Below are 11,978 nucleotides of genomic sequence, written 5' to 3'. Positions count from 1 at the left end.
TTGTAGCAACGCCCGGCGGCACCACATTCGCGGCATCGCGGAGGATAGGGCCATGGTGTCCATCGACTACATGATCGCCAAGCCACCTCCGCCCTCGGCGATGCGGCGCCTGTTCAACCAGCGAGCCATGCCAGTGGCGATCGATGCGGCGATGCGGGTTGAAGATGCGGTCCACATGCTGGGCCAAAACACCCGGCAGCGGCCCATTCTCGCGCTCTCGCTGGCGGTCGGCGCAGGGGTGTTGCTGGGCGCGGTTTGGCCCCGCCGAAGCTAAACGCCACCCCTAACCCCTCCTTGCAGGGAGGGGAGATAACGGCGTCTCAGCTTACCCCGTCGCCTCTGCCGGCGCGTCGCTCAGCGAGTGAGGCAGGTAGCGCACGTAGTCCTTCGGCACGACCTGCCACATTGCAGCAAGCGTCTGGTCCCAGTCGTGCAGCAACATCGCAGCGTAGCGGCTGGAAGTTTCGTGCACATGCCGCTCGACCAAGCCCCGTAACACACCCTCCCAATACGCGGATTCGATACGCTGCCATGTGATCGATTCCGGATTGACGCGATTGCCGAACAACCCGTCCTCGTCATGCACGAAGGCCACCCCGCCGGTGAAGCCCGCACCGAAATTCTCGCCCGACTTGCCAAGGATCGCGACCACACCGCCGGTCATGTATTCGCAGGCATTCGAGCCACAGCCCTCCACCACGGCGGTAGCACCCGAGTTCCGCACCGCGAATCGCTCGCCCGCCTGCCCCGCCGCGAATAACTGCCCCGCCGTCGCGCCATAAAGGCAGGTATTGCCGATGATGGTGTTGTTCTGGCTCTGCATCTTCGAGGACGGCGCGGGCCGCACCACGATGGTCGCCCCCGACAGCCCCTTGCCGACATAGTCATTGGCATCGCCAATAACCTCCAGCTTGAGACCCTGCACCCCGAAAGCGCCCAGCGATTGGCCGGCCGAGCCGCGCAGTCTCACGCTCATATGCGCCGGCGGCAGCGCCGACATGCCGTAGCGCCGGGTGATGAGCGAGGAGAACTTCGTGCCGATGGCGCGATGCGTGTTCCGGATATTGTATTGCAATTGCATCTTCTCGCGCCGGTCGAAGAAGGCGCCCGCATCCGCGATCATCTGCGCATCCAGCGTTTCCGGCACCGGATTGCGGCCTTCCAGCGTGCAGTAACGCGGATAGGGTCCGGGATCCGCCTGGGCGAGGATCGGGTTGAGATCGAGATCGTCCAGGATGTCGCTGCCGCGGCTGACCTGCTGCAACAGATCCGTCCGCCCGATGATGTCGGTCAGCTTGCGGAACCCCAGCCGCGCCAGGATTTCGCGCACCTCCTCGGCGATGAAGGAGAAGAGGTTGATGACCTTCTCGGGTGTGCCCTCGAACTTAGCGCGCAGCTTCTCATCCTGCGTGCAGACGCCGACCGGGCAGGTATTGGAATGGCACTGCCGCACCATGATGCAGCCCATCGCGACGAGGGAGGCAGTGCCGATGCCGAACTCCTCGGCGCCCAGCATCGCCGCCATCACGACGTCCCGCCCAGTCTTGAGCCCGCCATCCGTACGCAGCTTCACGCGATGACGCAGCCGGTTGAGCATCAGCACCTGATGCGCCTCCGACAGCCCCATCTCCCAGGGCAAACCGGCATATTTCACGCTGGTCAGCGCGCTGGCGCCGGTGCCGCCGGAATGGCCCGAGATCAGGATCGCATCCGCCTTGGCCTTGGCGACGCCCGCTGCGATCGTGCCGATGCCCGAACGTGAAACCAGTTTCACGCAGACACTTGCATCCGGATTGATCTGCTTGAGGTCGTAGATGAGCTGCGCCAGATCCTCGATCGAATAGATGTCGTGATGCGGCGGCGGGCTGATCAGCATGACGCCCGGCGTCGAATGCCGCAGCTTGGCGATCAGCTCCGTCACCTTGAAGCCGGGCAACTGCCCGCCCTCACCGGGCTTGGCGCCTTGTGCCACCTTGATCTCAATCTCGCGGCAGTCATTGAGATAGGCCGCCGTCACGCCGAAACGCCCTGATGCAATCTGCTTGATCGCGGAGGAGGCATTGTCGCCATTCGCGCGCGGCTTCGAACGCTCCGGATCCTCGCCGCCCTCGCCACTATCGGAGCGGGCGCCGATGCGGTTCATCGCAATGGACAGCGTCTCATGCGCCTCTGGCCCCAGCGCGCCCAAGGAAATGCCCGGCGCGATCAGGCGCTGGCGGATCTCGGTGATGCTCTCCACCTCCTCCACCGGCACCGGGGTCAGCCCATCCTCGCGGAAATCGAGCAAGTCGCGCAAAGCGACCGGCGGCAGGCGGCGCACACCCTCGGAGTAGCGGCGGAACATGGTGTAGCTATCGGTCGCGACGGCCGTTTGGAGCAGATGGATGAGCCCGCCATCGAAGGCATGCGACTCACCGCCGCGCCGCATCTTGTAGACGCCACCGACAGGAAGCGTGACGACATTCGGCGACCAGGCGACCTTGTGCAGCTCCAGCACCTTGCGCGCTATGCCAGGGAGACCAATGCCGGAGATGCGCGATTGCATGCCGGGGAAAAACTCGCCGACCAGCGCACGGCTGAGGCCGATCGCCTCGAAACTATAGCCGCCGCGATAGGAGGAGATCACGCTGATCCCCATCTTCGCCATGATCTTCAGCAGCCCTTTATCGACTGCCTTGCGATAACGCCCCACCGCCGTTTTCAGCGGCATGTCGCCGAACAGCCCGCGGCGATGCCGATCCGCGATCGACTCCTGCGCGAGATACGGATTGACCGTGGTGGCACCTACACCCACCAGAACAGCGGCGTAATGCACATCCATGCACTCGGCCGAGCGGATATTAAGGCTCGTGAAAGTCCGCAGGCTCTGGCGCACGAGGTAGGTATGCACGGCGCCTGTCGCCAGAATCATCGGAATCGGCGCGCGGTCCGGCCCGACATGCTCGTCGGTTAGAATGATGTGGGTGGCGCCGGAGCGCACACCCTCCTCCGCCTCGCGCCGGATGCGATCGATCGCGGCACGCAAGCCGGTCTCGCCCTCAGCCGCCGCGAATGTCGCATCGACCTCGACGACGCTGGCCCCCAGCTTCGCCCGCAATGCGATGAATTCGGCGGTCGATAGCATCGGGCTATTGAGTTGGAGGATGTCGAACTGATGCTCGTCCTCGTCCAGCACATTGCCGAGATTGCCGAGCCGGGTTTTCAGCGACATCACCCGCGCCTCGCGCAGGCTGTCGATTGGCGGGTTGGTGACCTGGCTGAAAGTCTGCCGGAAGTAGCAATGCAGCCCGCGATAGCGATCCGACAGCACAGCGACCGGCGTATCGTCGCCCATGCTGCCGGTGGCCTCGTTGGCGTCGAGCACCATGGGGTGCAGGATGCTCTCCAGCTCCTCCAGCGTGGCCCCGATCGCGAGCTGGCGACGGCGCAGATCCTCGGAGGAAAGCAGCACAGGCTCCGGCGCGTCGGTCTTGATGAGGTCGTCGATGCCGACGATGCGCTTCGCCCATTCACCAAAAGGCGCGCGGGCGGCGAGCGAATCCATGATCGCGCCATTGTCGTAAAGGCGCGGATGGTCGAGGTCGACCGCGATCATCTGGCCGGGACCGACGCGGCCCTTCTCGACGATTTCCGCCTCATTGAACTTCACCATGCCAGTTTCGGAACCGACCACCAGCAACTGGTTCTCGGTCACCGCGTAGCGCAGCGGCCGCAGCCCGTTGCGGTCGAGACCCGCGATCACCCAGCGGCCATCGGTCGCGGTGATGGCGGCGGGACCGTCCCACGGCTCCATCACGGCGTTGCAGTATTCGATCATCTCGCGATGCGCCGCCGGCATTGCCGAAGTCGCGCCAATCGAAGGCGGGATCATCATGGCTTTCACCATCGGCGCCTCCCGCCCGGCCCGCACCAGCAGCTCGAAAACATTGTCGAGCGAGGCGGTGTCGGAGCCGCCGGCCTGCACCACCGGCTTGATATCCTCCATGAAGGAATCGAGCAGGGTGGAGGAGAGCCGAGTCTCGTGGCTCTTCATCCAGTTGATATTGCCGATGACCGTGTTGATCTCACCGTTATGGGCAAGCGCACGGAACGGCTGCGCCAGCTTCCAGGTCGGGAAGGTGTTGGTGGAATAGCGCTGGTGATAGATCGCGAAGCGCGACACGAAGCGCGGGTCGAGCAAATCCGGATAGAACTCGGTCAGGCTCTCGGCCAGGAACATGCCCTTGTAGATGATCGAGCGGCAGGACAGAGAACAGAAATACAGGTCCGGGATCTGCGCCGCGATCGCCTCGCGCTCGATGCGGCGGCGGATCACATAGAGGTCACGCTCGAATTCGGCCTCTGGCACGCCGCGCGCGTTCCACAGCATGATCTGCTCGATCTCGGGCCGTGTCGCATTGGCTTTCTCGCCGATGCAGGCGACGTTGATCGGCACCTGACGCCAGCCATAGATAAGATAGCCGCGATTGAGGATCTCGGTTTCCACGATCTGCCGGCAGCGTTCCTGCGCGCCGAGATCCGTCTTGGGCATGAAGACCTGACCGACCGCGATGCTGCCGGGGCGCAGCTTCGCGCCGCCGCGTTCGACAGCCGCCGCGAAGAAGTCTTGCGGGATCTCGATATGGATGCCGGCACCGTCACCGGTTTTGCCATCCGCATCGACCGCGCCGCGATGCCACACGGCCTTCAACGCATCGATGCCAGCCTGCACGACATCGCGCCGGCGCTTGCCATCCAGCGCCGCGATCATCCCGACGCCGCAGGCATCATGCTCCTGCGTAGCGTCATAGGTATCGGCAAGCGTGGTCGTGTTGCGCGCCCAGGCGTCGAGGAATTCGGCGGCGGTTTCCTGCATCTCGGTCATGTCACGCTCCTCGTTCTCGTACTGATTGGGGTAATCGGAATGCTCCCCAATCCATCCGTCATGCTCGGCGAAGGCCGAGCATCCACGCCTTACCTTTGTGTCGCAGGCAAGAAAGGCGTGGATGGCATGCCTTCGCATGCCATGACGCCAGATCGTTACTGAATGCTTAGCCCTTGAGCCTTCAGCTTCGCCTCGTCCTGCTGCAACACCTCGGCCCCGGCCTGCTGCACCCAAGCACGGCCGGTTGCGATCATCTGCTGCGTCAACGCGGGCGTCAGCGATTCCAGCTTCTGTCCTGCCGGCGTCTGGTAGAAAGCGAGAATCTGCTGCAACTCCTCAAGCGTGAATTGCTGCGCGTAGATCGTCGCGACGCTCGCCAGGAAGCGCGGCTCGCGGGCCTGCAAGTCGGGCACCACGATCTGGTCGACGATCGCGCCCACCTGATCCTCGGGCTTCTTGTTGCGCTGTGCGATGCTCTGCACGATGACGAGGCGAACGCCCTGCATCGCCGCATTGGCGACCTGGTTGATTCCCATCGCCTGCACGACCTGGCTCGCGACCTGCAGACTATCGGCCGAGGGCGTGGTCTGCGCCACCGCACTCACGCCGCCGACCAGCACCATCGCGCTCGCCAGAAGCAAGCCGCGCGGGAAACCGAGGCGCATCATGCCGCCACCGCCGTCGTGCAGGCGCTCTTGCGGATGAAGTCATGCACCTGCGCCGCCGCGTCCCGCCCATCCTTGATCGCCCAAACGACCAGGCTGGCGCCGCGCACGATGTCGCCCACAGCAAACACGCCGGGCAGGCTGGTCATGAAGCTGCGGTGGTTCACCTTCAGCGTGCCCCAGCGGCTGATCTCCAGCCCCGGCTCGCCGAACATGCGCGGCATATCCTCGGGATCGAAGCCGAGCGCCTTGATGACGAGATCGGCCTCGACATTGAAGTGGCTGCCCGGCAGCGGGCTGACCGACTGCCGGCCGGACAGATCGGGGAGGCCGAGATGCATCCGCACGGCGCGCACGCCCTCAACCTCGTGGTCGCCCGTAAAGGCCTCGGGCGCGGAGAGCCACAGGAACTCGACGCCCTCATCCTCGGCGTTCTTAACCTCGCGCATTGAGCCCGGCATATTCGCCTTGTCTCGGCGATAGAGACACTTCACCGAAACGGCGCCCTGCCGCACAGCCGTCCGCACGCAATCCATCGCGGTGTCGCCACCGCCGATGACAACCACGCGCTTGCCCTCGGCATTGAGCAGGCCGGAATCAAACTCGGGCACCACATCATCCAGCCCGCGACGGTTCGAGGCGGTGAGGTAGTCGAGCGCCGGAACGATGCCGCCAAGCCCGGCACCCGGCCCGCCGATGTCGCGCGCCTTGTAGACGCCCGTCGCGACGATCACCGCCGCGTGACGCTCGCGCAGCTCCGCCATCGAAATCCCGCCGACGCCGATTGCCGCGCCGAGATGAAACTGGACGCCGCTCTCCTCCAGATGCTTCCAGCGGCGAAGCACGACGTCCTTCTCGAGCTTGAATCCCGGAATGCCATAGATCATGAGGCCGCCGACGCGGTCGTAGCGATCATAGACATGCGCCTGATAACCATGCTGGCGCAGCATCTCCGCCGCCGCCAAACCGCCCGGCCCCGCGCCAATAATACCGATGCTCTCCGGCCGCTCCATGATGGGCCGTACCGGCTTCACCCAACCCTGCTCGAAGGCGGTGTCGGTGATGTAGCGCTCCACGGCGCCGATGGTGACACTCTCGAAGCCTTTCTCGATGACGCAATTGCCCTCGCAAAGCCGGTCCTGCGGGCAGATGCGACCGCAGATTTCGGGGAAGGTATTGGTCGCCGAGGAAACTTCGTAAGCTTCCTCCAGTCGGCCCTCGGCGGTCAGCTTCAGCCAGTCGGGGATGTTGTTCCCGAGCGGGCAATGGATCGAGCAAAAGGGAATGCCGCATTGGCTGCAGCGGCTGGACTGGTCTGCCGCGCGGGCCGGATCGAAGCGGCGATAGATCTCGTCGAAATCCTCACGGCGGATGGCGACCGGGCGCTTGTCAGGTGATTGTTGCGGCAGGTGGACGAATTGCAGCATGCGCTCAGCCATGGCGTACCTCCACCGCGGACCCCGCAGGTCCACCCCATCCCGATCAGCTTTTAGACGCCTCCCAAACTAAAAGTCACTATTCGTGACCCATTTTCGACGCATATCACGGTTTCGTGAAATGATGTGCGTAAAAGCCGCCTGATTTAGGTCCGATATGGACCCATTAGAGATCCGCGTGCTTGATCGTGCGATCCACGGGGTCATAGGCGCGGCCGCCCTGGCGATAGCGGGCCAAATAGGTCGGCACTACCAGCTCCATCGGCTTCGGTATGATACCCAGCGCCTCCAGCCCGGGCAGTTCGCCGCTCGCGACGTTATCCTGGCCCAGCATTTCGAGCTGGTCGGTGGTCAGCAGCCGGCCCGGCAGGCGTTCGAGGATCCGCGCCTCGAACCGCGCGAGCTTCGGCGACACCTCGAACAAGGGCCGGTGACGTTGCGTCACGCTGAGGATATAGCGCAGCACCTCGCGGAAGGTGAGGACTGTGGGTCCGCCAAGTTCATACAGGCCCGGCGCCGTTGGCGACAGTTCCAGCGCGGCGATGATCGCCTCCGCCACGTCGCCGACATAGACCGGCTGGAAGCGGGTATCGCCGGAGATCACCGGCATAATTGGCGAGAGTCTCGCGAGGCCGGCGAAGCGGTTGAAGAACGCGTCCTCGGGACCGAAGACGATCGAGGGCCGCAGGATGACGACCTCCGGGAAGGCCGCGGCCACCGTGATCTCGCCACGGGCTTTGCTCCGGGCATAGCCGCTGCGGCTATCGGCGGCGGCACCGATCGCCGAAATATGCACCAGCCTCGGCACGCCAGCTGTAAAGCAGCGTTCGGCGATGAGACGCGGACCGCTCGTATGAACGCGCTCGAAATCGCCCTTGCGACGCTCTGCCAGGATGCCCGCCAGATTGACGACGAGGTCGGCGCCCATGACGGCCCGATCGATCCCGGCCGAATTGCCCGGCGAAATATGCAGCGGCACAATTTGTCCGACTGCGCCCATAGGCTTGAGCTGGCCCGCCCGCTCGACGTCGCGGGTCGCCAGCCGGATCCTGTAGCCTTGCCTCGCTAGACGCTGGATGAGATGGCGGCCGATGAATCCGGTGCCACCGAAGATCGTCGCTATTTTGCGCGTGTCGCCGGCCATGAGGACCCCCATCCGTCTTCTTAATCCATGCTTAGGCAGAGCCGGGCCTGCCCTCAAGGGCACGTCTTGGTTGACGCCCGCACAGCCGCAGGATACATGCCCCGCCCACCGCAGCTTGCCCAGGTGGCGGAATTGGTAGACGCGCAGGTTTCAGGTACCTGTGGCCGTAAAGGTCGTGGAAGTTCGAGTCTTCTCCTGGGCACCAGCAGCTCCCGACCCTCCGATCGCTGGCGGATAGGTTCGCTCCGGCGTGGTGGCCGGTCAGGCCGTGGCAGGCTCGGACAAGCTTCCCAGTGGAGTTTTGTTCTTCGGCGGCTGGCCGAGACAGGCCGGCCTGAGCATCTTCGCGAAAACCAGCCATAGCGCCAGGGATAGCAGCGCGAACGACCCCAGGATCGTGAAGGTCACGCTATATCCTAGACCCTGCGCGATCCAGCCGCCCAACATCGGGCTGAGGGACGCGCCGATCCCCTGCACGGTCATCACCGCGCCCTGCCCGACATTCACCCGGCCCGTACCGTTCAGCACTCGCGCCACCATGCCGGGAACCGCGACGCTTTGCAGCCCCGCGCCGATGCCGTCCAGCGCCTGCACGGGATAGACGCCCCAGGGCACCAGAAGCTGCGAGGCGAGCAGCCCGCGGATCGGCAGCGCGATGAAGGTGATCAACATGATCCACCAGTAGCCCTGGCGCTGCGCCATCCGCGTCGCCACGATCGAGGCGACGATCATCACCGCCTGTGCGACCACGATGGTCTCGGCCACGAAGACCGTCGGATTGCCCTTGTGCGTTCCCGTCACCGCCAGCCCGTATAGCGGCAGCATCGCGCCATTGCCGAGATGGAAGCAGCCCAAGGCCGCCGCCAGAATCAGCAGCGGCTTGTTCCGTAGCAGCACGGTAAATCCGCTGACCTTCTTGCCCTCCTCAGCCTCATCATTGACTCCACGCGCCGCCGCATTGTCGATCGCATCGCGCGGTATTAACGCTACGGAGGCGATTGAGAGCACCGCGAAGACAACTGCTAGCCAGAAGATCGCCGAATAGCCAAACCGCCAGCCGAGATAGCCGGAGAGGCCGGCACCAATCATATTGCCGGCATGGTTGAACGCCTGGTTGCGGCCATTCTGCCGCGGGAACCCAGCCTGGCGCACAATGCCCAGAGTCATGCCAGCGACGGCAGGACCGATTGCCGCCCCCGCGATCGCAGTCGCCACCTGCGACAAGGCGATGATCCAGAAATTCTGTGACAACAGAACCAGCAGCGAGGCAATCACCGCGCAGGCGCCCGGGATCGCCACATAGGCGCGCTTGCGCGAAGTCGCATCCACCAGCGCGCCGAAGGGCACCGTCATCAGCATGCCCGCGACGCCGCCGAGCGTCATCACCGTGCCGATCATCCCGCTCTTCCACTGATGGGCGAGCAGGAAAACGCCGAGGAACGGTCCGATGCCCGACTGCATGTCGGCCATAAAGAAGTTCAGCGCTTCAAGCGGGGCCGTCACACGACGGGAAACGGCATTTGACTCAGGCATTCGGCCTCCATCCGGACCACCGTTTTCAGATGGAGGCTTTCGCCAAACTACCAAGCGAAGGCTCGCGTTTCCGTGATTTCGAATCGCTAGCCCGCACCCATCCGCCGCAACACGCCATTGCCGCGAATATAGTGATGAGAAAGCGCCGCGAGCGCGTGCATCCCCGCCAGACCGATGATGCTCCAGGCGACATAGTCGTGCAGATGAATGACTGTCGTGCGGGTCGCGCGATCCAGTGACAACAGCGGAGAAATCGGGACAAGCCAGAAGATCTTCAACACCCGGCCGCTCCCCGCAAAAAGCAGGCCAGCGCGATCTGCACCGTCAGCAGCGCGTAAAGCAGCAGATGCATCATCGTCGCCGTCAGATGCTCAGGCCGCGACAGAAAACGCGGCAGGCGTCGGCCATGGCTGAGACGCCAAGCCAGACGAGCGACAAAAATCATTGTGAGAAGCACGCCCAGTGAAATATGGAGCGACTGCATGCCGCGTCGCAGCGGCGTGCCATGCGGGACGAAACCCCAAATCTCAGCAAGCGCGAAAAGCGAAATTACCAGGGCAGCGGTCGCCCAATGCAGCGCGACCGTAAAGCCATCATACCGAACGGCCGGAGCTGTATACGGGCCAGAGGGCGGTCGAGGAATCGCAGTCGCGCTCATGACCCAATCCTGTTGATGCGGGGGAATGAAGCCGGCGCGTGCTACGCGGGCGTGTTGGCCAACCGTCGCGCGATCGATTGAGCGAAGGTAGAAAGCTGCTCCTTGGGCTGGCGGCCAATCAGCATGAAGGCATGCCCGGCAAAAGACCAATAGGCGACGTTCAGCCCCCGCCGCCGCTCGGTATCCACAGGGGCGCCCGGAAGAGACGATTGCATGATGCACAGCGCCGTCGGGCCGTATCTCGCATCGAGATACAGGATCTGCCCCAACGCCTTGCCGTCATATTGCAGAAGCTGCGCTTGTTTCAACGCGATGCCGGGAAGTGCGATCGCCTCCGGCCGCAGGTCGGGCAGCGCTATCCCGGACTCCACTACCCCTAGCTCCTGAGCGCGCTCAGCCGCGTCGTCCGTCATCACCGCGAGCGTCTGCGGCGTGTAAAGCTTCAGGTATTCCGCAACCGCCGTGCGCCAGTGGGCATTTCCCTCGGCGCCCATGAATCCGCCGACGACACGATCTCCCAAAGCCCCGACTGCAAGAAGCGCCACACTCGCCGCGATCAATCCGCGACGGCTCCGATGCGAGCGAGAGGAAACCGCGACCTTTGCGGCCGTCACCCTCGCCAACATCGCATCGAGGCTGGCCGCGGGCGCGGCGTCCAGCAGCGGCGCGAAGGCCTCCTCATAGGCAAAGTTGCTGCGCGACAGAAAATCGTAATGCGCGGACAGCGCCGGATCGGCGGCCAGCCTCTTCTCCAGCCGCTCCCGGTCCTCCGCATTCAGCTCACCATCGAGATAGGCCACCAGCCGGGCGTCGTCCGACTGGCCGATGTCCTCATCGCGGCTCATCGCGCATCGTCCTTAAGCGCCAGCTTCCCGCGCGCGGTGGCAAGACGGCTCATGACCGTTCCGATGGGGATCTCCAATATCTCTGCCACCTCGCGGTAGCTCATGCCTTCGACATAGGCGAGGAATACCGTCGAGCGCTGAGCCTCGGGTAGCGCTTCGACCCGCCGCAGCACCTCATTGGCCATCACCTGATTCTCGGCCGCCGCGAGCCCATCGGTGACCAGCGCGGTCTCGGCATCCACGAAACCTTGACCCATGCGGATGCGGCGCGAGCGCACGTCGTTGAGCCAGATCGAATGCAGGATGGAAAAAAGCCAGCGGTCCAGCCGCGTCCCCGGCTCGTACTGGCCGGCACGTTCCAGCGCACGGACGCAGGTGGCTTGGACGAGATCCTCCGCCACGTCAGAATTGGCCGACAAAACCATGCCGTAGCGCCAGAGCCGCCGCAGATGCGTGCTCAGCCCCGCTTGAACCTCGTTTTTCATTCCGCCTATCGGCCTAGGCGCTGGCGATCGCATAGGGACATCCGCGTTAGTTAGCGGCCTAACGATACCACGGCGCGCGCCCTGTCGCGTCTGTTTGTCGAACGGGACACGACTATCGGGCGACCACTTGGCTATCGACATGCGATAGCTCTTTCCATGGCCGTCCGCTCCTCCGGCGCTAACCGATGCAGCTGCAAACGAATTCGGAACGAAACCCAGGCGGCGACCCGTCGATCCTGACCATTGCCTTGTCCGGAAAGAAAGCTGAAAGCTTGGGGCCCATCTTGGTGTTTTCCTGATCCGTGCGGCTCACCACAGGAGAACACGCGGGCACGCGCTTTATTCAGC

Annotated in this window: 10 protein-coding genes and 1 tRNA gene; 2 read left to right on the top strand and 9 right to left on the bottom strand. The window is 64.1% G+C overall.

The features are described 5' to 3' along the window. The first annotated feature begins 52 nt into the window (after nucleotides 1-52). Nucleotides 53-274, top strand: a complete 222-nt coding sequence (locus tag GSQ92_RS16920) for a hypothetical protein (RefSeq protein WP_158803929.1) — start codon at nucleotides 53-55, stop codon at nucleotides 272-274. Between the two features lie 51 nt (nucleotides 275-325). On the opposite strand, the gene gltB is transcribed toward GSQ92_RS16920, so the two are convergent. The 4 genes from gltB to GSQ92_RS16900 all read right to left on the bottom strand — a co-directional run bounded on the left by gltB (nucleotide 326) and on the right by GSQ92_RS16900 (nucleotide 8,109). Then, complete coding sequence (gltB, locus tag GSQ92_RS16915; RefSeq protein ID WP_158804198.1) at nucleotides 326-4,864, bottom strand: glutamate synthase large subunit; 4,539 nt, start codon at nucleotides 4,862-4,864, stop codon at nucleotides 326-328. Nucleotides 4,865-5,019: 155 nt separating this feature from the next. Then, a complete protein-coding gene (locus GSQ92_RS16910) occupies nucleotides 5,020-5,532 on the bottom strand; it encodes a DUF2059 domain-containing protein (protein WP_158803930.1) in 513 nt (170 codons plus the stop codon). Next, nucleotides 5,529-6,968: an NAD(P)-dependent oxidoreductase gene (locus tag GSQ92_RS16905; protein WP_158803931.1), complete on the bottom strand. Its 1,440-nt coding sequence runs from the start codon at nucleotides 6,966-6,968 to the stop codon at nucleotides 5,529-5,531. Before GSQ92_RS16905 ends, GSQ92_RS16910 begins: the two co-directional genes overlap by 4 nt. 163 nt (nucleotides 6,969-7,131) lie before the next feature. Beyond that, complete coding sequence (locus GSQ92_RS16900) at nucleotides 7,132-8,109, bottom strand: complex I NDUFA9 subunit family protein (RefSeq protein ID WP_158803932.1); 978 nt, start codon at nucleotides 8,107-8,109, stop codon at nucleotides 7,132-7,134. A 117-nt stretch (nucleotides 8,110-8,226) separates the two neighbouring features. On the opposite strand from GSQ92_RS16900, the gene GSQ92_RS16895 reads away from it, so the two are divergent. Further along, nucleotides 8,227-8,314: transfer RNA gene (locus GSQ92_RS16895), tRNA-Leu, on the top strand. Between the two features lie 56 nt (nucleotides 8,315-8,370). On the opposite strand, the gene GSQ92_RS16890 is transcribed toward GSQ92_RS16895, so the two are convergent. The 5 genes from GSQ92_RS16890 to GSQ92_RS16875 all read right to left on the bottom strand — a co-directional run bounded on the left by GSQ92_RS16890 (nucleotide 8,371) and on the right by GSQ92_RS16875 (nucleotide 11,630). Further along, nucleotides 8,371-9,642: an MFS transporter gene (locus tag GSQ92_RS16890; RefSeq protein ID WP_158803933.1), complete on the bottom strand. Its 1,272-nt coding sequence runs from the start codon at nucleotides 9,640-9,642 to the stop codon at nucleotides 8,371-8,373. A gap of 86 nt (nucleotides 9,643-9,728) precedes the next feature. After that, entirely contained in the window at nucleotides 9,729-9,923 is a 195-nt protein-coding gene (locus GSQ92_RS30315; protein WP_216856864.1) for a cytochrome b, read from the bottom strand. After that, nucleotides 9,917-10,300, bottom strand: coding sequence for a cytochrome b (locus GSQ92_RS16885; protein WP_216856863.1), 384 nt, complete (start codon nucleotides 10,298-10,300; stop codon nucleotides 9,917-9,919). The genes GSQ92_RS30315 and GSQ92_RS16885 overlap by 7 nt, the downstream gene beginning before the upstream one ends. A gap of 41 nt (nucleotides 10,301-10,341) precedes the next feature. After that, entirely contained in the window at nucleotides 10,342-11,145 is an 804-nt protein-coding gene (locus GSQ92_RS16880; RefSeq protein WP_158803935.1) for an anti-sigma factor, read from the bottom strand. Further along, the gene (locus GSQ92_RS16875) at nucleotides 11,142-11,630 is read right to left on the bottom strand and encodes an RNA polymerase sigma factor (RefSeq protein WP_216850238.1); all 489 of its coding nucleotides are present in this window, start codon (nucleotides 11,628-11,630) and stop codon (nucleotides 11,142-11,144) included. The genes GSQ92_RS16880 and GSQ92_RS16875 overlap by 4 nt, the downstream gene beginning before the upstream one ends. Nucleotides 11,631-11,978: the final 348 nt, after the last annotated feature.

This window comes from Acidisoma sp. S159 (assembly GCF_009766125.1).
In the GTDB taxonomy this organism is placed as follows: Bacteria; Pseudomonadota; Alphaproteobacteria; order Acetobacterales; family Acetobacteraceae; genus Acidisoma.
The sequence above is the reverse complement of the archived record's forward strand: the minus strand, read 5'-3'. Positions and strand labels throughout refer to the sequence as shown.

Bases quoted from the DNA above. Each gene is read 5' to 3' on its own strand.
- GSQ92_RS16890 (WP_158803933.1), bottom strand. From the start codon at position 9,642: ATGCCTGAGTCAAATGCCGTTTCCCGTCGTGTGACGGCCCCGCTTGAA.
- gltB (WP_158804198.1), bottom strand. From the start codon at position 4,864: ATGACCGAGATGCAGGAAACCGCCGCCGAATTCCTCGACGCCTGGGCG.
- GSQ92_RS16920 (WP_158803929.1), top strand. From the start codon at position 53: ATGGTGTCCATCGACTACATGATCGCCAAGCCACCTCCGCCCTCGGCG.
- GSQ92_RS16910 (WP_158803930.1), bottom strand. From the start codon at position 5,532: ATGATGCGCCTCGGTTTCCCGCGCGGCTTGCTTCTGGCGAGCGCGATG.
- GSQ92_RS16875 (WP_216850238.1), bottom strand. From the start codon at position 11,630: ATGAAAAACGAGGTTCAAGCGGGGCTGAGCACGCATCTGCGGCGGCTC.
- GSQ92_RS16880 (WP_158803935.1), bottom strand. From the start codon at position 11,145: ATGAGCCGCGATGAGGACATCGGCCAGTCGGACGACGCCCGGCTGGTG.
- GSQ92_RS16900 (WP_158803932.1), bottom strand. From the start codon at position 8,109: ATGGCCGGCGACACGCGCAAAATAGCGACGATCTTCGGTGGCACCGGA.
- GSQ92_RS16905 (WP_158803931.1), bottom strand. From the start codon at position 6,968: ATGGCTGAGCGCATGCTGCAATTCGTCCACCTGCCGCAACAATCACCT.
- GSQ92_RS16885 (WP_216856863.1), bottom strand. From the start codon at position 10,300: ATGAGCGCGACTGCGATTCCTCGACCGCCCTCTGGCCCGTATACAGCT.